At 53.8% G+C, this 22,686-nt stretch carries 16 protein-coding genes and 2 riboswitches; of the genes, 15 read left to right on the top strand and 1 reads right to left on the bottom strand.

All coding sequences use genetic code 11. The annotated features are described in order from the left end of the window. Positions 1 to 6: 6 nt before the first annotated feature. From AC0YOA_RS17855 to purD, 15 genes are all read left to right on the top strand, one after another. Positions 7 to 315 carry a hypothetical protein gene (locus AC0YOA_RS17855; protein ID WP_475787729.1) on the top strand — a complete coding sequence of 103 codons (309 nt, stop codon included), beginning with the start codon at positions 7 to 9 and terminating at the stop codon, positions 313 to 315. Between the two features lie 182 nt (positions 316 to 497). Continuing rightward, on the top strand, positions 498 to 2,036 hold the full coding sequence (gene guaA / locus AC0YOA_RS17860; RefSeq protein WP_475787730.1) for a glutamine-hydrolyzing GMP synthase: 1,539 nt from the start codon (positions 498 to 500) through the stop codon (positions 2,034 to 2,036). A 145-nt stretch (positions 2,037 to 2,181) separates the two neighbouring features. Next, positions 2,182 to 2,282: riboswitch (purine riboswitch) on the top strand. 159 nt (positions 2,283 to 2,441) lie between these two features. Continuing rightward, positions 2,442 to 3,839, top strand: a complete 1,398-nt coding sequence (locus AC0YOA_RS17865) for an NCS2 family permease (RefSeq protein WP_475787731.1) — start codon at positions 2,442 to 2,444, stop codon at positions 3,837 to 3,839. A gap of 265 nt (positions 3,840 to 4,104) precedes the next feature. Beyond that, positions 4,105 to 4,206: riboswitch (purine riboswitch) on the top strand. Positions 4,207 to 4,468: 262 nt separating this feature from the next. Further along, complete coding sequence (gene purE / locus AC0YOA_RS17870) at positions 4,469 to 4,954, top strand: 5-(carboxyamino)imidazole ribonucleotide mutase (protein WP_475787732.1); 486 nt, start codon at positions 4,469 to 4,471, stop codon at positions 4,952 to 4,954. Then, positions 4,951 to 6,231, top strand: coding sequence for a 5-(carboxyamino)imidazole ribonucleotide synthase (purK, locus tag AC0YOA_RS17875; protein ID WP_475787733.1), 1,281 nt, complete (start codon positions 4,951 to 4,953; stop codon positions 6,229 to 6,231). Before purE ends, purK begins: the two co-directional genes overlap by 4 nt. Before the next feature lie 5 nt (positions 6,232 to 6,236). Beyond that, positions 6,237 to 7,532, top strand: coding sequence for an adenylosuccinate lyase (gene purB, locus AC0YOA_RS17880; protein WP_475787734.1), 1,296 nt, complete (start codon positions 6,237 to 6,239; stop codon positions 7,530 to 7,532). Positions 7,533 to 7,832: 300 nt separating this feature from the next. Then, a complete protein-coding gene (locus AC0YOA_RS17885; RefSeq protein ID WP_475787735.1) occupies positions 7,833 to 8,723 on the top strand; it encodes a phosphoribosylaminoimidazolesuccinocarboxamide synthase in 891 nt (296 codons plus the stop codon). 157 nt (positions 8,724 to 8,880) lie between these two features. Beyond that, entirely contained in the window at positions 8,881 to 9,123 is a 243-nt protein-coding gene (gene purS, locus AC0YOA_RS17890; RefSeq protein ID WP_210042497.1) for a phosphoribosylformylglycinamidine synthase subunit PurS, read from the top strand. A 3-nt stretch (positions 9,124 to 9,126) separates the two neighbouring features. Then, positions 9,127 to 9,822 (top strand): phosphoribosylformylglycinamidine synthase subunit PurQ, encoded by a 696-nt coding sequence (gene purQ / locus AC0YOA_RS17895; RefSeq protein ID WP_210042480.1) that lies wholly within the window; start codon positions 9,127 to 9,129, stop codon positions 9,820 to 9,822. Continuing rightward, on the top strand, positions 9,800 to 12,043 hold the full coding sequence (purL, locus tag AC0YOA_RS17900; protein ID WP_475787736.1) for a phosphoribosylformylglycinamidine synthase subunit PurL: 2,244 nt from the start codon (positions 9,800 to 9,802) through the stop codon (positions 12,041 to 12,043). Before purQ ends, purL begins: the two co-directional genes overlap by 23 nt. Then, on the top strand, positions 12,028 to 13,509 hold the full coding sequence (purF, locus tag AC0YOA_RS17905; RefSeq protein WP_475787737.1) for an amidophosphoribosyltransferase: 1,482 nt from the start codon (positions 12,028 to 12,030) through the stop codon (positions 13,507 to 13,509). Before purL ends, purF begins: the two co-directional genes overlap by 16 nt. Positions 13,510 to 13,636: 127 nt before the next feature. Further along, positions 13,637 to 14,680: a phosphoribosylformylglycinamidine cyclo-ligase gene (gene purM, locus AC0YOA_RS17910; protein WP_475787738.1), complete on the top strand. Its 1,044-nt coding sequence runs from the start codon at positions 13,637 to 13,639 to the stop codon at positions 14,678 to 14,680. Further along, the gene (purN, locus tag AC0YOA_RS17915) at positions 14,680 to 15,330 is read left to right on the top strand and encodes a phosphoribosylglycinamide formyltransferase (RefSeq protein ID WP_475787739.1); all 651 of its coding nucleotides are present in this window, start codon (positions 14,680 to 14,682) and stop codon (positions 15,328 to 15,330) included. Before purM ends, purN begins: the two co-directional genes overlap by 1 nt. Positions 15,331 to 15,685: 355 nt before the next feature. Further along, positions 15,686 to 17,233, top strand: a complete 1,548-nt coding sequence (purH, locus tag AC0YOA_RS17920; protein WP_475787740.1) for a bifunctional phosphoribosylaminoimidazolecarboxamide formyltransferase/IMP cyclohydrolase — start codon at positions 15,686 to 15,688, stop codon at positions 17,231 to 17,233. Between the two features lie 45 nt (positions 17,234 to 17,278). Then, on the top strand, positions 17,279 to 18,547 hold the full coding sequence (gene purD / locus AC0YOA_RS17925; protein ID WP_475787741.1) for a phosphoribosylamine--glycine ligase: 1,269 nt from the start codon (positions 17,279 to 17,281) through the stop codon (positions 18,545 to 18,547). 813 nt (positions 18,548 to 19,360) lie between these two features. On the opposite strand, the gene AC0YOA_RS17930 is transcribed toward purD, so the two are convergent. Further along, the gene (locus tag AC0YOA_RS17930) at positions 19,361 to 22,681 is read right to left on the bottom strand and encodes a DEAD/DEAH box helicase (protein WP_475787742.1); all 3,321 of its coding nucleotides are present in this window, start codon (positions 22,679 to 22,681) and stop codon (positions 19,361 to 19,363) included. Positions 22,682 to 22,686: the final 5 nt, after the last annotated feature.

Raw genomic sequence — 22,686 nt, forward strand, 5'->3', positions numbered from 1 at the left:
CGATGCGTGATGGTTATCAACTTCATGCCCGCCCAGCTGCCCTTTTCTTTCGCGCCGGAAAGCTTTTTAGGATACGAAGAAACAACTAAGCCTGGGCGGCGTTCAAGCGCCCAGGCTTTATTTGAAGTTTCGCAGCGTATTGAAATCCCGCAACGTTTCAAAGCTCCGCAACGGTTCAAAGTTCCACAGCTCTTCGTCGTTTCGCAGCGTTTTGAAATCCCGCAACGTGCAGCACCCGTCAATCTATTGCCGGAGGCAGGAGGCAACCGCCTCCCTTTATTTTGCCTGAAGCATTTCGTGAACAGTATGCCCTGACAGGCATTCCCTCCCCGATTCCGGACGGCGCTCAACAATCGCCTTTACTATGCCTTGACTGTCCCAAACGACGTTATATATAATGATCACATTGATTTCTAGTATATGCTTCCGAAGCGGGATGGTTTGGCTCGCAGGATCAGATATCCGAAGTATAGCAAAAAATCCTGAGGAGGCACGGCATGGACAAGCCAAATGAAATGATTATCGTCCTTGATTTCGGGGGACAGTACAACCAATTAATCGCAAGACGTATCCGGGATCTGGGCGTATACAGCGAACTGCTCCCTTATAACACGCCGGTGGAGCGGATCCGCGAACTGCAGCCGAAAGGCATCGTGTTCTCGGGAGGACCGGCAAGTGTCTATGAGGAGAAATCGCCGCTTGTGGATCCCGCTATTTATGATCTGGGTCTGCCGATCTTCGGTATCTGCTACGGCATGCAGCTTATGTCCCATCAACTGAACGGCAAAGTCGAACGGGCAGGCAAGCGCGAATACGGCAAGGCCGATGTGGACTTCGTTATGGATGCTACGCTTGTACAAGGACTGGAAGGCCGTCAAACCGTCTGGATGAGCCATGGCGATCATGTCGTGGAGCTGCCGGAAGGCTTCCGCGTCGATGCAAGCACGGACCATGCGCCAATCGCAGCGATGAGTCATGCCGAGCGCAAGCTGTTCGCCGTTCAGTTCCATCCGGAGGTTCGCCACTCCGTTTACGGCAATGAAATGATCCGTAATTTCCTTTATAATGTATGCGGCTGTGAAGGCACATGGAGCATGGAAACCTTCATTGACGATACAATCCGCGATATCCGCGCCCAGGTTGGCACCGGCAAGGTGCTGTGCGCGTTATCGGGCGGCGTTGATTCTTCGGTTGTGGCGATTCTGCTGCACAAGGCGATCGGCGACCAGCTCACCTGCATGTTCATTGATCACGGTCTGCTGCGCAAGGGCGAAGCGGACAGCGTCATGGAGACCTTCGTCGGCAAATTCGACATGAAGGTGGTCAAAATCGACGCCCGCGAGCGTTTCCTCGGCAAGCTGGCCGGCGTAGACGATCCGGAGCGCAAGCGCAAAATCATCGGCAACGAGTTCATTTATGTGTTCCAGGAAGAATCCGATAAATTCGAGAATTTCGAATTTCTTGCCCAAGGCACGCTTTATACCGATATTGTGGAGAGCGGCACGGCAACGGCGCAAACGATCAAATCGCATCACAATGTCGGCGGGCTGCCGGAGGATATCAAATTCAAGCTGGTCGAGCCGCTCAAAGCGCTGTTCAAGGATGAAGTGCGCAAGGTCGGCGAGGAATGCGGACTGCCGGATGCTATCGTATGGCGCCAGCCGTTCCCGGGTCCCGGACTTGCCATCCGTGTGCTGGGCGAAGTGACGGAAGAGAAGCTGACGATCGTCCGCGAATCCGATGCCATTCTGCGCGATGAAATTGCCAAAGCGGGCCTTGACCGCGAGATCTGGCAGTACTTCACGGCGCTGCCGAATATGAAAAGCGTTGGCGTTATGGGCGATGCGCGCACCTATTCTTACACGGTCGGCATTCGCGCCGTTACCTCCATCGACGGAATGACGGCGGACTGGGCGCGCATTCCCTGGGATGTGCTGGAGAAAATTTCGGTCCGGATTGTCAATGAGGTGGACAACGTCAACCGCATTGTCTATGACATTACATCGAAGCCGCCGGCGACGATCGAGTGGGAATAAATTTCAAGAGCCTGGACTCCTCCATTGAGGGATTCCAGGCTCTTTTTAACAATCGAGACTTCAGCCAATCCTCTATGAAACTATTTTTTTTTTAATTGACAGTTTTGCAGCAACGTCCTTAAAATGATGTATAGTCATGTTTCACATTGACAATTGCACAACTTTTCGTATAATCCCAGGAATCGGCCTTGGAGTCGTTTGCGGGATCACCCTAAATGATCTGCTACGAAAAGCTGGAAGAAGGAAAGTGTGGTAACGGTCCGCCATGCGCCTGTCATGCTGTCTCATGGATAGCAGCAGTCCTGATTCCTGTTTTGCCCGGAACCTGGGGAAGATGCTGACTTATAGGCATATATTTCTCAGGTTTCTTGTTGTTCTGTACACATGTTTTGGGGAGGTTAAAAAATGGATGGTTTCTTTCGACTGAAGGAAAACGGAACAAATGTACGGACAGAGATTATGGCAGGCCTCACCACTTTCATGACGATGGCTTATATTCTGGCTGTAAACCCGAGCATTCTTGGCGGAACGGGGCTAAGCGTATATTCCGTATTCCTTGCCACTGCGCTCGCGGGCGGTATTTTTACCATTGCAATGGGCTTGTTCGTCAATTTTCCGGTCGCGCTTGCGCCGGGGATGGGACTCAACGCTTATTTTGCAACGACTGTACTGGCTTCACAAGCCACAAATTCACCGATTTCTCCGGAAATGGCCCTTACGGCCGTATTTATCTCGGGTATCATCTTTCTGATACTGACGCTCACGCAAATCCGCCAAATGCTGATCACCGCTGTTCCGGACAGCCTGAAGCATGCGATTACGGTCGGAATCGGATTGTTCATCACGATTATCGGGCTCAAGAACAGCGGGCTGCTCACAATCGGCGTGGAAAATACGGCAACGGACATTCCGAAAGCCCAATTCACCGATGTACTTAGCTTTGAGACGGTTATTCATATGGGCAGCCTGGAGAATCCGACCGTTTACTTAACGCTGGCAGGACTTGCCCTGATAGCCGTATTGATGGTGCTTCGCGTACCGGGAGCGATACTGTGGGGCATTTTGGCAACAACAGTCATTGCGATTATCACCGGCGATGTGAATGTAAGTGCAACGCTCGAAGGGCAAACATGGGCGCCGAGATTCGGCGAGCTGAATTTCTGGGATTTTGATTTCGAGGGCGTATGGCAAACGGGATTGATCTCCGTTATTGCGACCTTTACGTTCGTTGAATTGTTCGATACCTTCGGTACGCTGGTAGGTACGGCCAACCGCGCGGGTATCATGAAAGACCCTGTAGAGGGCAAGAAACGGGTCGGTAAAGCGATGTTCGTCGACGCAGTTGGCGTAAGCGGCGGAGCGATGCTTGGAACGAGCACGGTCACAGCTTTTGTGGAGAGCTCCGCAGGTATTGCCCAGGGCGGGCGGACAGGCCTTACAGCCGTTACGACGGGTGCAGGCTTTCTGGTTGCTTTGTTCCTGTGGCCGATTATCGCGCTCATACCGGGCTCGGCAACGGCTGCGGCGCTGATTATTGTCGGGGTGCTGATGGTGCAGTCGGTGAAGGAAATCGACTTCAAGGATATGGTTTATGCCATCCCGGCGTTCCTGACCATTGCGATGATGCCGTTCACGTACAATATCGCCAACGGCGTTTCGTTCGGTATCGTCACCTATGTCCTGCTGGCGACTGTGGCTAATTTGTCGGGCAAAAGCGATGTTAAATACAAGATTCATTGGCTGATGTGGGTTTTGGCGGTTCTTATTATTGCCAGGTATGCCTTTATTGGAAGCGCGGGCTAGATCAGCGCGATATGCCGGGTACTGCCAACCAAAAGAAGACAGCCCTGGACCGGTGCTGTCTTCTTTTGGTGTCTCTTTTATCACGATCGTGCACATGGTTCGTAATTAAGCAGACTGGTTTAGTCATGTTAGCAAATGTACAGGGAATATATGGGAATGGTGACACAAACACGAACTATTTTATTAAAATGAAGATTAATGTTCGTCTTTCTGCGTTGACAATCTGACATGGGATTGTTACACTAGAAGAGGTTTGAAAGTGGTTTGTCGATTATTGCTGATGCCTCGTATATCCTTGGGAATATGGCCTGAGAGTACCTACCCGAAGACCGTTAATTTTCGGACTATGAGCTCATGAAACAAAAGAAGCAGGTTGCCGCCTATCAGGGGCAGCCTGATGTTGTCTTTATCCAGTCCAATCCGGTTTGCAGCGCCTGCTTGCAGGACGCCATGCTGCCGGAATCATGAGATGAGATAAAGCTTCTTGGTTCCATGGTTGTTCATGTCCCGAAGCCTTCCTCCAAAATTGGAACAGGTGCTGAGGGGCTTTTTTTCTTCTTTCAGGCAGTTTTAAGGCAAGGACAAGGATAGCGGAACAACATTTTATATAAAAGGTGGTTATCAATCGCATGTCAGCGAAGGTAGGCGTCATAATGGGCAGCAAGTCCGATTGGGAGACAATGAAACTAGCCTGTGACGTTCTGGATGAGCTTCAAATCGCTTACGAGAAAAAGGTTGTATCGGCGCATCGCACGCCGGATCTCATGTTTGAATACGCGGAAACCGCCGCATCCCGGGGACTTAAAGTCATTATTGCCGGAGCTGGCGGAGCTGCACATCTGCCCGGTATGGTCGCTGCCAAGACGATTCTTCCGGTTATTGGCGTGCCCGTCAAGTCCTCGACCTTGAACGGTCTGGATTCCCTGCTGTCCATTGTGCAGATGCCTGGCGGCATACCCGTCGCCACCGTTGCCATTGGTAACGCAGGGGGGACGAATGCAGGACTTCTGGCAGCGCAAATGATCGGGGCCTTCGAGCCGGAAGTGCAAGCCCGCATTCAGGCAAGGCGTGACCGGGTACAGCGCGAGGTAATGGAAAGCAGTGAGACGTTATGAGCGGTCAAGACAAGCAGGTCCCTATTCTTCAGCCGCTTGACCTGGAAGGTATGGAGGGCGGACTCGGAAGCTGCGGCATAGACGGATGCGAGCCGGCCGAGAAGCAAGCTGCTGCTGATTCCCCGCCGGTGCAGGTCATTTTGCCCGGATCCACGATCGGTATTCTGGGCGGAGGCCAGCTGGGCCGGATGATGGCGCAGGCCGGCAGCGCGATGGGTTACCGGTTTGTCGCCCTCGATCCGACGCCTGATGCGCCTTGCGGCCAGGTCGCTCAGCAGATTGTTGCCGCTTATGATGATCGTGAGGCGGCAGCGGAGCTTGCCCGGAGGGCCGATGTCATTACGTACGAATTTGAGAATGTCGATGCCGATGTGGCTTCTATGCTTATGGAGACCTCCTATGTGCCACAGGGCAGCGGGCTGCTGTACACCACGCAGCATCGTCTTCGCGAGAAGCGGGCGATCGAAGCGGCCGGGGTGCGAGTCGCACCCTACAGCGAGATCCGCAGCGTGGATGAGCTGAGAGCGGCTGTCGACCAATTCGGTCTTCCCTGCGTGCTGAAGACGGCAACGGGCGGCTACGACGGCAAGGGCCAATGGGTCATCCGCAGCGAAGCGGAAATCGGCGAGGCATATGAGACGCTGAAGCAGGCAAGGACGGAGCTTGTTCTTGAGAAGTTTATCTCATTCGACAAAGAATTATCCGTCATCGCCGCAAGAAGCCCGCAGGGCGAAATCCGAACGTTCCCGATTTCGGAGAATGTTCATGTGGACAACATTTTGCATCTATCGATCGTCCCTGCGAGAATTGATGAAGCTGTTCAGCATAAGGCGCAGCAGCTGGCATCGCAGATTGCCGAAGGGCTCGGCGTTGTCGGACTGATCGCTGTGGAGCTGTTTGTTACCGGGGATGGGGAGCTGTTCGTTAATGAACTGGCTCCAAGGCCGCACAACAGCGGTCATTACACGATGGAGGCCTGCCGGACCTCGCAATTCGAGCAGCATGTCAGAGCGGTTTGCGGCTTGCCGCTCGGCGATACAGCGCTGCTGACTCCTGTGGTCATGGTCAATGTGCTGGGTGAGCATATACAGTCGCTTGTCGGGCGTATGGCTGAGCATGATGATGCAGCGGAGCGGCTGAACGTCGCATCGAAGGTTCATTTGTATGGAAAGCATGAAGCCAAGCATAAACGGAAGATGGGACATGTCAACGTATTGGCGGATGACGTCGATACGGCGCTTGCCTGGATTGCCGAAACAAACATTTGGAGGGTTTAAAATTCATGTTAGAACGTTACAGCAGACCGGAAATGAGAGCCATTTGGACCGAAGAGAACAAATTTAAAGCCTGGCTGGAAGTTGAGCTTTGCGCTTGCGAGGCCTGGGTTGAGCTTGGTGTCATTCCACGCGGTGATGTAGAGGCGCTTCGCAAGGGAGCAAGCTTCAGCATCGACCGGATCAACGAGATTGAGCTGGAGACACGGCATGATGTCATCGCCTTCACCCGCGCCGTTTCCGAGACGGTCGGTCCGGAGCGCAAATGGGTTCATTACGGTCTGACCTCCACGGATGTGGTTGACACGGCGCTTGGCTACCTGCTGCTTCAGGCAAATGAAATTCTGGAGCGTGACATTACGAACTTCATTGAAATCCTCCGCGGACAAGCGGTGGCATATAAAGATACCCCGATGATGGGGCGTACGCACGGCGTTCATGCCGAGCCGACCACATTTGGTCTTAAGGTAGCGCTTTGGTACGAGGAAATGAAACGGAACCTGGAGCGCTTTCGCCATGCGGCGAATGGCGTGCAGTTCGGCAAAATTTCTGGTGCGGTCGGAACGTATGCAAACATCGATCCTTTCGTAGAAGAATTTACCTGCCGCAAGCTTGGCATCTCGCCGGCGCCGATCTCGACCCAGACGCTGCAGCGCGACCGTCATGCGGAATATATGGCGACACTGGCGCTCATCGCTACATCGCTTGATAAATTCGCCACCGAGATCCGCGCTCTGCAGAAGAGTGAGATCCGCGAAGTGGAAGAGGCTTTTGCCAAGGGGCAAAAGGGTTCCTCGGCCATGCCGCATAAACGCAATCCGATCGGCTGCGAGAATATTTCCGGTCTGGCCCGCGTGATTCGCGGCCATATGATTTCCGCGTACGAGAACGTTACGCTGTGGCATGAACGCGATATCAGCCACTCCTCCGTCGAACGGGTGATCCTGCCCGACGCGACGATGCTGCTCAATTATATGCTGAACCGTCTTGGAAACATCATCAAGAACCTGACTGTATTCCCTGAGAATATGAAACGCAATATGCAGCGCACATACGGCGTGCCTTTCTCCGGCCGTGTGATGACGAAGCTGATCGACAGCGGCTTCAGCCGCGAGCAAGCCTACGACACCGTGCAGCCCCGCGCCATGCAGGCATGGGAGGAACAACGTCAGTTCCGCGAAATTATTGAATCCACTCCTGAAATTACGGCGGTTCTGGGGCTCGAGGATATCGACGATGCCTTCAACCCGACCTGGCATCTGAAGCATGTGGACACCATTTTCAAAAGGCTTGAACTGATCTGATCCGGAGGCATACTGGCGGATTAACACTGATAACGGAGCTGCATAAATTTGCAGCTGACGGTGTGGTAACACAACGATAACCGAGCTGCATAAGCCAGTGGCTAACGGTGCAGCAGCGCAACGATTGCTGACAACCGAGCTGCTAAACTTGCAGCTAATGGTTGCAGCAGCGCAACAACTATTGCTGACAACCGAGCTGCTCAAAAATGCAGCTAACGGTTGCAGCAGCACAACAATTACTGTCAACCGGGCTGCTCTAAATATGCAGCTAACGGTTGCAGTACCAAGGAGAGATAACCAATGACATCACCTGCATTGTCAACGGCTGCAGATTACGTTAAAGCTCCGCTGGTCTATAAAGGGAAAGTGCGGGAGCTGTACGATCTGGGCGAGCATTTCCTGATCGTGGTAACGGATCGCATCAGCGCGTTCGACTATGTACTCGATCCGGCTGTTCCGGAGAAGGGCAATGTACTGAACCGCCTGTCGGCTTTCTGGTTTGAGGAAACGGTAGCCATCCAGCCCAATCATGTTGTACATACCGATGTTTACAAGCTAGGCGATATCGTGACCGAACCGGAGCTGCTGAAGAACCGGATTATGGTCACCCGCAAAGCTGAGCGCATCGATATGGAATGTGTGGTACGGGGCTATATCACCGGCGGTGGTTGGAGACAATATGTTCAAACATCCGCAATTAACGGAATCGAGCTCCGGGAAGGGCTTCGCAAGAATGAGCGGCTGGAGCAGCCACTGTTCACGCCCGCCGCGAAGAACGACGTGGGCCATGACGAAGATATTCCTTTCGAGCGTATGCAGGAGCTGATAGGCGCAGATCTTGCTGTCGAGCTTCGCGACCGCAGCACCCGGTTGTATGAATTCGCCCGGGCCTATTGCGAAGAGCGGAGTATTATTCTTGCAGATTGCAAGTTTGAATTTGGTCTTATTAATGGTCAGATCATTCTGATCGACGAAATTTTCACACCGGACTCTTCCCGTTTCTGGGCAAAAGAAAATTATGAGTACGATATCGAAATCGACAGCATGGACAAGGAACCGGTCCGCAAGTATTTGCTTGATTCGGACTGGGATAAGGAAAGCCGGCCCGACCCGCTTCCGCAGCATGTCGTTGAAGAAACAACACGCCGTTATCTTGACATTTATCAGCGCCTGACCGGCTCTTCTCTATAAAGTCAACATGATTAAACCTTTATAAGCTAAAGTCATACAACATAACCCGCGGGGCAAGCAAAGATGTCCCGCACCCCTAATCCTGCGAACGTCATACAGCCGGCGATGCGGATAAAACGTGATCAGCAACAGAGAATTCAGGAGGCGAACCATCGACATGAAAGCAAAGGTTTACGTGACCATCAAGCAAAACGTACTGGATCCGCAAGGAAGCGCCGTTCAAGGCGCGCTTCACTCCATGGGCTTTGAAGAAGTAGCCAAGGTGCGAATCGGCAAGTATCTGGAGTTTGATCTGGATACAACCGATCGCGCTCAGGCGGAGGCCCGTTTGAAGGAAATGTGCGAGAAGCTGCTGGCCAACACGGTAGTCGAAGATTACCGCTTTGAATTGGAGGGATAAACGATGAAGTTTGCGGTACTCGTTTTTCCGGGATCGAACTGCGACATTGACTGCTTCAAGGCGGTTGAGGACACAATCGGCGAGCAGGTTGAATATGTTTGGCACACTGCGACGGATCTGTCCAGCTTCGACGCCATCCTTGTTCCCGGCGGGTTCTCCTATGGCGACTATCTGCGCTGCGGCGCGATCGCAACATTTGCCCCTGTCATGAATGAAGTGAAAAAGGCGGCCGAAGCCGGCAAGTTCGTTCTGGGCATCTGCAACGGATTTCAAATCCTGACGGAAGCGGGTCTCCTTCCCGGAGCGCTGCTTCGCAACACGGGCATGAAGTTCCGCTGCCACTCCACACTGCTGGAAGTGGTGAACAACGAAACCTCATTCACAAATCAATATGCCAAAGGCGAGATAATTGACATTCCGATTGCTCATGGCGAAGGCAACTACTACTGTGATGAAGCGACGCTTGCACAGCTGAAAGCCAATAATCAGATCGTATTCCGCTACAAAGCGGGTGCGAATCCGAACGGCTCCACAGAAGATATTGCCGGGGTCAGCAATGTCCGCGGCAATGTCGTCGGCATGATGCCGCATCCGGAGCGCGCTGTGGACCAGCTGCTGGGATCGGAAGACGGCAAACGGATGTTTACATCGATTTTGAACGCATGGAGGGAACAGCATGGCGCAGCAGTTAACAGCTAAGGAACCGACGGCGGAACAAATCGCGGAGCAGCGGATTTATACGCAATTCGGCGTGACGGACGAGGAATACGGATTGATCTGCGGCTTTCTTGAGCGCAAACCCAACTACACCGAAATTGGCGTATTCAGTGTCATGTGGTCCGAGCACTGCTCCTATAAGAACTCCAAGCCGATTCTGAAGAAGTTCCCGATTACCGGACCGCGTGTCCTGATGGGACCGGGGGAAGGAGCGGGAATCGTCGATATTGGCGACAATCAAGCGGTTGTGTTCAAGATCGAATCGCATAACCATCCTTCTGCGGTTGAGCCTTATCAAGGTGCGGCGACTGGCGTTGGCGGCATTATCCGCGACATTTTCTCCATGGGAGCCCGTCCTGTCGCGCTGCTGAACAGCCTGCGTTTTGGGAAGCTTACGAATCCGCGGGCAAAATATTTGTTCGAGCATGTAGTCAGCGGCATCGCGGGCTATGGCAACTGTATCGGCATTCCGACAGTTGGCGGCGAAGTGGTCTTTGACGAAAGCTATGAAGGCAATCCGCTCGTAAACGCGATGTGCGTGGGCCTGATCGATCATGATAAAATCCAGCGCGGCGTCGCCAAGGGCGTAGGCAACCCGGTATTTTACGTAGGCCCGGCCACCGGCCGCGACGGTATTCACGGCGCTACCTTCGCTTCCGTTGAATTGTCCGAGGAATCCGAGGAGAAACGCACAGCGGTTCAGGTCGGCGATCCGTTCATGGAGAAGCTGGTAATGGAAGCAACGCTGGAACTGATCGACTCTGGCATTGTTCTCGGCATTCAGGACATGGGCGCGGCAGGGCTGACCTGCTCCAGCGCGGAGATGGCGTCCAAAGCCGGCAATGGCCTGGAGCTGTATCTCGATGAAGTGCCGCAGCGTGAAACGGGCATGACCCCTTACGAAATGATGCTCTCGGAATCCCAAGAGCGGATGCTGTTCGTCGTCGAGCCGCAGCATGAAGCGCAGGCGAGAGAGATTTTCGAGCGTTGGGGCATTATTTGCGCCAAGGTCGGCAAAGTAACCGATGATGGACGTCTCCGCTTGTTCCATCAAGGGCAGGAAGTTGCAGATATGCCGGTTACGGCACTCGTCGACGAATGTCCGGTGTACAACAAGCCTTCCAAGGAGCCTGCTTATTACGGGGAGAACGCGTCAGTGGACACCACTGCCTATCCGGAAGTGACGGATTTGACGGATGCGCTGAAACAAGTATTGGCATCCCCGACTGTAGCAAGCAAGGAATGGGTATATAATCAATATGACTACATGGTTCGTACGAGCACAGCCGTTCAGCCGGGATCCGATGCAGCCGTTGTCACTATCCGCGGTACCCGCAAAGGGCTTGCGATGACAACAGACTGCAACGGACGTTATGTCTACCTTGATCCTGAGGTTGGCGGGCAGATTGCCGTTGCGGAAGCGGCGCGCAATATCGTGTGCTCCGGTGCCGAACCGCTGGCCATTACCGATAATCTGAATTTCGGCAATCCCGAGAAGCCGGAAGTGTTCTGGCAAATCGAGAAGGCGGCCGACGGGATTTCCGAAGCCTGCCGGATTCTGGATACGCCTGTCATTGGCGGCAACGTCAGCTTGTACAACGAGAATGCCAAAGGCGCGATTTATCCAACCCCGGTTATCGGGATGGTCGGCCTGGTGCATGATATTGATCATATTACGACACAGGGCTTCAAGCATGCGGGCGATGTAGTCGTTTTGCTCGGCGAGACGAAGAATGAGCTGGGCGGCAGCGAGCTGCAGTACGTTCTTCACGGCAAAGCCGAAGGACGTCCACCGCAGATTGACCTGGCTGTAGAGAAGAAGCTTCAAGCTGCTGTGCTTGGCGCGATTCAGCAGGGACTTGTCGCTTCGGCGCATGACCTTGCTGAGGGCGGTCTTGCCGTGGCGCTGGCGGAATCCTGCATCAGCGGCAAGCTGGGAGCAGAAGTGAACATCACGACGGATCTTCGTGCCGACGCTGCTTTATTCAGTGAAACACAATCACGTATCCTGCTTTCCGCAAGTGCGGAGCAAGCGGCTAAACTGACGGATTACCTGACGGAGCAAGGCGTACCAAACGCAATTATCGGCGTTGTCCGCGATAGCGGGCTGACCCTTAACATCAATGGCAAACCGGGCGTCAACGCACCGGTTGAGCAACTGGAGAAGGTCTGGAAGGATGCGATTCCATGTCTGATGAAGTAATGCAGCTTTCTAAGCTGTGGGCAGGCTCTCATTACAATGAGGGTATAGGACGGGACGACATTTTTGATAAATTGCGCGAGGAGTGCGGCGTGTTCGGGGCTTTCAATATCCCTCATGCCTCTTCTCTTGGTTATTACGGGCTTCATGCCCTGCAGCACCGTGGCGAAGAAAGTGCCGGCATGTGTTCCGTGGATTCCAGGAACGGCGGGAACTTCAACTACCACCGCGGTATGGGACTGGTCAAGGAAGTATTCAACCAGGAGCGCCTGGATGCGCTGCCTGGTGACCGTGTGATCGGGCATGTCCGTTATTCGACATCGGGTGCCAGCAAGCTGGCGAATGCCCAGCCGCTCATCTTCAAGTATCGTGATGGCGATCTCGCTATTGCGACGAACGGCAATATCGTGAATGCCCCTTCGATTCGTGAGGAATTGGAGCGTCAGGGCTCGATCTTCCAGACGACCAGCGATACGGAAGTTATCGCCCATCTGATCGCCCGCTCCAACAAGGATTTTGTATCAGCCGCCAAGGATGCTCTGCAGCGTATTATCGGCGGATTTGCTTTTCTTATTATGACCAACGGCAAGCTTCTGGTCGCATCCGACCCTCATGGACTGCGTCCGCTGGTTATGGGCAAGCTTGGCGAAGGGTATGTGTTTGCTTCCGAGACCTGTGCATTGGAAACCTGCGGAGCCGTCTACGAGCGTGACGTACAGCCCGGCGAGCTGATCATCCTGGACAGCGACGGCATTCGTATGGACCGTTTCGAGAAGCTGGAGCGCCGCGCGACCTGCGCGATGGAATATATTTATTTTGCCCGGCCCGATAGCGACATTAATGGGATTAATCTTCACTCGGCCCGCAAACGGATGGGACAGAAGCTTGCTCTGGAATCCTTTGTCGATGCGGATATCGTCACGGGTGTTCCGGACTCCAGTATTTCCGCTGCGATTGGCTATGCCGAGCAGACGGGTATTCCTTATGAGCTGGGCCTGATCAAGAACAAATACACCGGCCGTACGTTCATACAGCCATCCCAGGAGCTTCGCGAGAAGGGCGTCAAGATGAAGCTGTCTGCCGTCCGCAAGGTGGTGGAGGGCAAGCGTGTGGTGATGATCGACGATTCCATCGTGCGCGGCACCACTTCTCTGCGTATCGTCAACATGCTGCGTGAAGCGGGAGCGACCGAGGTGCATGTGCGGATCACATCGCCTCCGTTCATGAATCCCTGCTACTACGGCATCGATACACCGGACCGGAAAGAGCTGATTGCCTCCCAGAAATCCGTTGAGGAAATCCGGCAGGCGATTAACGCGGATTCCATCACCTTTCTCAGCCATGATGGCTTTATCGAGGCAGTAGGCGGGAATGATGGGGAATACAATCGCGGCATGTGCATGGCCTGCTTCGACAATGATTATCCGACACCGGTTGATCCAAAATCGGAAAAAAGCTGCAGCTGCTAGAAATCCATCCGGTGGACAAGAACCAGTGAATGGTGCAGCTGTAACATGATTCGTATTTATGTCATTTTATTATAAATGGAATTAACCCTTTGCGGGATTAATTGACTAAGCGTAGGGAGTGACCCTGGTGGCAGAAGCTTACAAAGAAGCCGGCGTTGACATTGCGGCGGGTAACGAAGCGGTCGAACGTATGAAGAAGCATGTGAAAAAAACGTTCCGCCCGGAGGTACTGACCGAGCTTGGCGGCTTCGGAGGTCTGTTCGGACTGAATAAAGACAAGTACGAGGAACCGGTGCTGGTCTCGGGAACCGACGGTGTCGGCACCAAGCTGAAAATCGCCTTTGCCATGGACAAGCACGATACGATCGGTATTGATGCAGTCGCAATGTGCGTCAACGATATTGTCGTTCAAGGCGCAGAGCCCTTGTTCTTCCTGGACTATCTGGCTTGCGGCAAAGTAGAGCCGGAGAAGATCGAAGCGATCATCAAAGGAATCTCCGATGGCTGCCTGCAGTCCGGCTGTGCCCTGATCGGCGGCGAAACTGCGGAGATGCCTGGCATGTACCAGGGCGATGAATATGATATCGCCGGCTTCACGGTAGGGATCGTCGATAAGAAGAATATCATCGACGGGTCGACAATCGCCGCAGGCGATGTGGTGATTGGCCTGGCATCCAGCGGCATTCACAGCAATGGCTTCTCTCTGGTTCGCAGGCTGCTGCTGGAGAAGAGCGGTTATTCGCTTGACCAGACACTGCCTGAACTGGATGGCCAGAAGCTGGGCGATGTTATTTTGGAGCCGACGCGCATCTATGTGAAATCAGCGCTTGAGCTGATCAAACGCGTGAAGGTTAAAGGCATGGCCCATATTACCGGCGGAGGCTTTATCGAGAATATTCCGCGGGTGCTGCCGCAGGGCGTTAATGTGGAAGTGGAATACGGTTCATGGCCGATTCAGCCGATTTTCCAGCTGATGCAGGAGAAAGGCAATATCACGAATCGCGATATGTTTACTACGTTCAACATGGGCGTCGGGATGATTGTTGTCGTCCCTGCCGAGCAGGCTGAAGAAGCGCTGCAGGCGGCGAATCAGCTGGGCGAGAAGGCTTACCGCATTGGACGTGTCACGGAAGGAAGCCGCATCGTAACCTTCACAGGAGCGGATGTCTAATGGCGGAATTACGCATGGCCGTATTTGCATCGGGGCAGGGGACGAACTTCCAGGCGCTTGCAGATGCGGCCAAACAAGGACGGCTCGAGGGCGCAAGCCTCGAGCTTCTTGTATGTGACAAGCCGCTGGCCCCCGTGGTGGAGCGTGCGCGGCGGGCAGGCATTGATCTGCATCTGTTTCAACCCAAGGAATATTCCTCGCGTGAAGCTTACGAGCAGGAAATACTTGAGGAGCTTCAGCGGCGCGGAATCGAGCTCATTGTGCTTGCCGGCTATATGCGGATTATTACCCCCGTGCTGGTTGAGCCCTATTATGGGCGGATGATTAATGTGCATCCGGCGCTGCTGCCTGCTTTTCCCGGTGTGAACGGGATTCGCCAGGCGCTTGACTACGGGGTGAAGGTGACGGGCGTCACCGTCCACTATGTGGACGGCGGCATGGACAGCGGGCCGATTATTGCACAGCGGGCTGTGGAGGTGCAGGACGGCGATACGGAAGCAACGCTTGCCCCGCGAATTCACGCGGCGGAGCAAGAGCTGCTCCCCTGGGTTGTAGGACGCATTGCAGCGGGCGCAGTCACCCTTGACGGAAGACATGTTGCAATAAAAGGCATGCATGCTGCAGCAGGAACCGAAGAGAAGCAGAGATAGCGGACGCAGCAATAACAGTAAATTCAATTCATAGCGATCTCTCCAGGCGCATGTCCCGGAAGAGCATGACGGTGGTCGAGCGTGAACTGCTTGGACTTGGACATGCCGCAATATTTCCGTGTGCAGCAGCATATCAATCATGACGCTCACGCACCAAAGCGGGCTGGAGCTCCCTTACTTGCTGTAAATATCGTAAAATCCGGCAGCCGACATCCAAACCTTTATTCATTTTTATTACCAGTCGCAGTAATCATTTAGCTTGAACCGGATATGAGCTTCGCACTCATGCAGATGCTGCTCTGGCCAGATTCGCATTCTGCTTGAATGACAATAAAACTTTTGGGAGGGTACCCTTTTGGCTATTCGCAGGGCATTGATCAGTGTATCGGATAAAACGGGCATTGTTGAGTTTTCGCGGGCACTTGCGGGACTTGGCGTACAAATTATTTCAACAGGCGGGACAGCAAGTCTCCTGGAGAAGGAAGGCGTTCCGGTTGTCGGTATTTCCGACGTGACGGGTTTTCCGGAAATTCTCGACGGACGGGTAAAAACGCTTCATCCGGCTGTGCACAGCGGACTGCTTGCCGTTCGCGACGATGAAGAGCATCAGCAGGCGATGAAAAACCTCGGTTTGGATTATATCGATATGGTCGTGGTCAATCTGTATCCGTTCGCGGCTACGATTGCCAAACCGGATGTTTCGTATGAGGATGCCATTGAGAATATCGATATCGGCGGCCCGACTATGCTTCGCTCCGCCGCGAAAAATCACGCTTTTGTTACGGTTGTCGTAGATGCCGGCGATTATGCCGGAGTGCTGGAGGAAATACAAGCTGGCGGCGATACAAGCCTTGACACACGCAAACGCCTGGCGGCAAAAGTATTCCGCCACACGGGTGCTTATGATGCGCTGATCGGCGATTACCTCTCCAAGCTGGGCGGCGACCCGCTTCCTGAGCGCTACACGGTCACCTACGAGAAGGTTCAGGATCTCCGCTACGGGGAGAACCCTCATCAGCAGGCTGCTTTCTACCGGAAGCCGTTGGCGGCTGAAGGAAATATCACAACAGCCCGGCAGCTGCACGGCAAGGAGCTGTCCTACAACAACATCAACGATGCCAATGCGGCGCTTGCCATTGTGAAGGAATTCAATGAGCCGGCTGTCGTAGCGGTCAAGCATATGAATCCATGCGGCGTGGGTATCGGAGCGGACATCCATGAAGCCTACCAAAAAGCCTATGCGGCCGATCCTACCTCGATCTTCGGCGGAATCGTCGCGGCGAACCGTACAATCGGGCTGGAAACCGCGCAGCTGCTCAGCGAAATTTTTCTGGAAATCATTATCGCTCCGGACTTCACGCCCGAGGCACTGGATGTTCTGACGAAGAAGAAGAACATTCGCCTCATGAAGCTTGGCGAGCTGCAGGCTGCTGCAGAGCGCAAGCCGGAATGGCTCGTGACCAGCGTAGACGGCGGTATGCTCGTACAGGAGAGCGACGTTCACAGCTTATCGCTGGATGATCTGAAAGTCGTGACCAACCGCAAGCCGACCGATGAAGAGCTGAAGCAGCTGCTGTTTGGCTGGAAAGTGGTGAAGCATGTTAAATCCAATGCCATTCTGCTGGCGGCTGACAACATGACCGTCGGTGTTGGCGCAGGCCAGATGAACCGTGTCGGCGCAGCGCGTATTGCTATTGAGCAGGCAGGGGAGAAGGCCCAGGGTGCAGTGCTTGCATCGGATGCTTTTTTCCCGATGGGCGATACAGTCGAATTGGCAGCTCAAGCCGGAATCACGGCCATCATTCAACCAGGCGGTTCGATCAAGGATGAGGAATCCATTTCGGCAGCCAATGCCAACAATATTGCGATGGTGCTGACGGGCGTTCGTCATTTCAAGCATTAAAACTTGGGGATTGGTTATCGTTTTAAACTTTGGGGAGGGTTTCCTTTGCGGATTATGGTCATCGGCGGAGGCGGGCGTGAGCACGCCATCGTCTGGGCGCTGAATAAAAGCGATAAAGTGAAGAAAATCTACTGCGCTCCGGGCAATGCCGGAATTGCGGAGCTTGCGGAGTGCGTGCCGATTGCGGTTAACCGGTTCGCCGATCTGATCCAGTTCGCATGCGATAATGAGGTCGATCTGGTCGTTGTTGGACCGGACGATCCGCTTGCAGACGGTATTGTGGACGCATTCGAGGAGCAGAACATTCCCATCTACGGTCCGCGCAGGAATGCCGCGGCTATTGAAGGCAGCAAAATTTTCATGAAGAATCTGCTCAAGAAATACAGCATTCCAACAGCCAAATACGAGACATTCACGGATCATGAATCAGCGCTTGCCTATCTTAGCGGGCAAACGGCACCGATTGTGATCAAGGCGGATGGTCTTGCAGCGGGCAAGGGCGTAACGGTAGCGTATACGATTGCGGAAGCTGAGCAGGCCCTGCACGACATGATGGTCGGCAAAGTGTTCGGAGAATCGGGCGGACGTGTCGTCATCGAGGAGTTTCTTGAAGGACAGGAAATGTCAATTCTGGCTTTTGTGGACGGCGAAACCGTGCGTGCCATGGTGCCTGCCCAGGACCACAAGCCGGTCTTTGATAACGACAAAGGTCCAAACACCGGAGGCATGGGGACGTATACGCCGCTGCCTCATATCGATCCGGCGCTGGTGGAGGATGCAATCGAGAACATTATCAAGCCGACTGCCCGGGCAATGGTCAGCGAAGGCTGCCCGTTCCGCGGCGTATTATTCGCCGGCCTGATGATCACCAAGGACGGCGTGAAAACGATCGAGTTCAATGCGCGTATGGGCGATCCCGAGACCCAGGTTGTTCTGCCGCGGCTGGAAACGGATCTGGTGGATATCATTCTGGCTTCGCTTAACGGCCGTCTGGATCAAATCGATATCACCTGGAGCGACGAAGCAGTCGTTTGTGTCATTGCCGCTTCGGAGGGTTATCCGGCTACTTATCCAAGGGGCCGCGTTATTACAGGCTTGGAAGCTGCCAAAGCGCAGGGAGCGCTTGTATTCCACGCCGGCACATCCGAACAGGACGGGGAAATTGTGACGAACGGCGGACGGGTGCTCGGCATCGTGGGGCGCGGCAAGGATATTGCTGAAGCGCGGGCCCGCGCTTATGAAGCGGTCTCGACCATCCATTTCGACGGAATGCACAACCGCACGGATATTGGGGCTAAAGCGCTGAAGAACTAACAAATAGCACAGGAATTTTTATAAAGCATTCATTCATACGTTCAAAGCTATATGAGCTGCCTTGTGAAGATTGATCAATTTACGCCGCTTCCTTAAACAGGAGGCGGCGTTTTTTGTGCTTTATTGCTGGTTGGTTAACAGGGGAGCAAAGAGAAAGGAATTGAAGATGTGGGGGGGGGTGAGACCCCTACTACTGTTATTGAAACTCCTTGCATGCACGTCGGCCATGGATATGTTATTGGCTTTGTTTAAGCGGGTAAAATTCTGCTGCGGCACGACAAAGTGTCAGCCAAGTCTAATCGGTGTCTCTAGTAAGGAAAGTCCTTGTTAGATGTACCCCAGCCACGAATACTGCCTCTGTATGCGGGATTTTCCTCACTAGAGGAAGTGAAGTGGCAATTTTGGCCATGTAATGCGGCTGCAAACCGGAAATTCCTTGTTATAGCGCTGGAAAGCGGGGATAAAGCGCTGTAAGCCGGAAAATCCTTACTAGAGTGCTGAAAAGGTGGACATAATGCTGTAATGGGAAAATCCTAATTAAAGTGTTGAAAAGTGAGGATAAAGCGCTGTAGTCTGGAAAATCCTTACTAGAGTGCTTTAAAGGTGGACATAATGCTGTAACGGGAAAATCCTTATTAGAGTGTTGAAAAGTGAGGATACAGCACTCAAGGCTGGATAACCTTTATTAGAGTGCTGAAAAGTGGATTTTCTTATGGGACTATTGCCAAACTGCGGGTCTGACTCGGCTGCCTCGCTGTTCCAATAAAGAGCCTTGATTGCTGAGTCAAGTCGCTCACCGATCAAGGCTCTTCTTCATCCCATCATCAGAATCTCCCGTACGTCCTGTTCCGTCAGCGTAGACAGCGCCTCTTGGCCTGGCTGGATCACTTCGTCGATGAGATTTTTCTTCTTCTGCTGCAGCTCGTACATCTTTTCCTCTACAGTGCCCTGCGTTATGAGGCGGATGACCTGGACCACATTCTTCTGCCCGATGCGATGGGCACGGTCGGCGGCCTGCTGCTCGACAGCGGGGTTCCACCAGAGATCGTACAGAATAACGGTATCGGCTCCGGTCAGGTTTAATCCGGTGCCTCCCGCTTTCAAGGAGATCAGGAACACATCCCGCTCTCCCTCATTGAAGCGGCTGCACAGCTCGACGCGGTCGGCTGCAGGCGTTTGTCCATCCAGATAGAAGAATGGCACCCCCTGGTAACCCAGTTCCCGCCCGATGAGGTCCAGCATTCGGGTGAACTGCGAGAAAATCAGCATCCTTTTTCCGGAGCTGCGGCATTCCTCTATAATGTCGAGCAGCTGCTCGAACTTGGCAGAGCCTCCATCGTAGCCTTCAATGAACAGGGCGGGGTGGCAGCACAGCTGGCGAAGCCTTGTCAGGCCGGCCAGAATTCGGATCCGGTTCCTCTGGAAGCTGTCCTCGCTCAGATGCTTCAAGGTTTCCTGCTGCAGCTCGGCCAGATAGGCCGCATACAGCTTCTTCTGTTCGGGCAGCAGCCCGGAAGCCTGAACCCACTCAATCTTGTCCGGCAGCTCCTTCAGCACATCCGTCTTCAGCCGGCGCAGTATAAATGGCCTGACCCGCCTGGCAACCGCCTGCCGCGATAAGTCGTGGAATGCCCGCACACTTTGGAACAGCTCGGGAAATACCACATCGAAGATCGACCACAGCTCCTCCAGGGTATTCTCCACAGGGGTTCCGGTCAGCGCAAACCGGTACCGGGCTTGCAGCGCCTTCACCGCCTGCGCGGTTTGGGTCGCATGGTTCTTGAAGGTCTGCGCCTCATCCAGAATAAGCGTATGGAAGGGCAGCTTGATGTACGTGTCAATATCCTGACGAAGGAGCGGATAGGACGTGATGAAAACATCCACCCGGGAATCATTTTTCAGAGCGGCAATCCGTTCGGTTCTGCTTCCGTCAGCAATCATGCAGCGGATCCCGGGAGCGAATTTCTTCAGCTCGTTCTGCCAATTATAGATCAGAGAGGCAGGGGATACGATGATCGCAGGCAGCTTCTGGCTGCGAATCTCAGGCAGAACGGAAACGAGAAAAGCGATGCTCTGCAGCGTCTTGCCCAGCCCCATGTCATCGGCCAGAATGCCGCCGAAATGATAATGGGCCAGCGTTTTCATCCATTGGTAGCCATATTTCTGATAATCCCGGAGCACAGGCTCCAGGCTTTCCGGCACAGGAAAATCCAGATTATCGGGATTTCGCATATTCTCCAGCAGCTTGCGGAAGGATTTGCCCAGCTTGACGGCTTGTCCATTTGCTTCGGCATCCATCATATGCAAGCCGCGGACAACCGGAAGACGAAACTGATTTCCCTTCAGATCCTCCCTGATGAGTCCTGTTTCGTTGATGAAGCGCCTGATTTCCTCGTATTCCGCACTCTCGAGGGGAAGCAGCGCTCCGCTTGGCAGCCGGTAATATTTGCGCTTCTCTTCGATTGCCTGAACCAGATTGCGGATGTCCGCTTCCGGAATTCCATCCATGTCGAAGGTAAACTCCAGCCAATCCGTCCGTTCATCCAGCTCGACTCTGATCTTCGGAGGGACATGTCCGGTGTGAAGCCTGGTCTTCACCGCTGTAGTCGCATAAACCTGCAGCAGCTTCTCCAGCAGCGGTATGACATGATAAAGGAATTCATATTCAGCTTCTTCATCATCCATAAAATAGCCGGCTTCCGTCCGGGTGAACGCGCTTTGCTCCATCAGCGACAGAATTTGTCCCTCCAGTTCTCCGTCCCGCATAAGAATGCGGCCTTCGCCGCGCTTCTCCCCGGTTCCCTCCAAGGCATTGATCACAATATCCCCATATTGAAATTCCAGACCGGCAAGCAGGCGGTTCTTCACACGGTCCAGATACAGCCTTGCCTTAAGCGGGGTCTGCACAATACGCTCCGATACCGCTTGAGAGATGTGAACAGCGCCCAGCTTCATCAATCCGGGAATGACCTTCTCCATAAAAGGCTCCATCTGCTCCGGTAATATCTGCACATGCGGCTTCCCGGAGGTGCTGAGCATCTGCTTCAGATCGGACAGGCGTTTGCATTGATCGGCTGGGAGCCTCAGCATTCTGCCTTCCGAGAGCACAAGCCCATATGATTCCATGACGATCAATGGATCCAGCCCCTGGATATCCAGTTGAAAGCCGCCATCCTCCCCCTCATTGAACCCGAATTCAAGGGGAAGCGCCTCATTGGATATGCCAACCCCGTCTACGATCTGTCCGTCCTGCTGAAACCGCACAGATGGAGCTGCTGCCAGCAATGGATGCAGGGTTTCCCAGGAGACAGGAGGGATGAGCAGGGTACGGTCGCCGCCTGTGGGGTTGGCACGGGCGGAGTAGGCGCCGGATGATTCCCGATACAGCCTTTCATGATTCAAAATATGGATCAGCTGACCAAGGATGGCATCATGCTCAGGCTGGAAGCAGTGAAGCTGCGGATCATAGGTGAAATGCCGGGAGAACCTATACGGTTCCTTCCGGTCAACGCGATCCAGGAAATCTCTTATGTCTGGTACGATATACAGCCGTTTGGGACCGACCTTCAGCTCCAGGCCCAGCATATGCTTGCCATAGCCGTAAGCGGAGGGCTTGCAGATAAACTCGGCTTCGAGAACGGTACGGTTATTGAAAAGAGGTCTTGAAGTACGGACAGGCCGCAGCGTCCTGTCTCCGAACAGCCCCAGCATGCCGTTTACGAGCTTGGCGTCTGCTGCGAAATGGGATGCCGAACCGTCATGCCGTTGTACAAGATGACCGGATTCGCGGGGGAAGGCATCTGCTGGCTGCAAAGCCGCTGACGCCTGCGCAGATATGCGGCCATCCTGCTGCAGATCATGGAGATGGAGCAGCACGGCTGCGATATGCTTGCAGTATTTATCATAGGAAGGCAGAGCAGGGCAGCTGCAGGTCGCATGCACTTCACCGCCGCCATCGATCCGGACGGTGACCTGGCAGCTGCCATTGTCCTTGACGATGGCCTCATAGACGGGAATCCCGGGATCGAAATCCTGAAGCATAACTTTGCCGGAACGGTAATAGGCTTTTCCTCTATCGTAAGAGATCTGGCCGCACAACAATTTAATGACCCTGTGGGTCAGCGAAATGCTCATGGCCT

This window comes from Paenibacillus sp. JT22N12 (assembly GCF_056269365.1).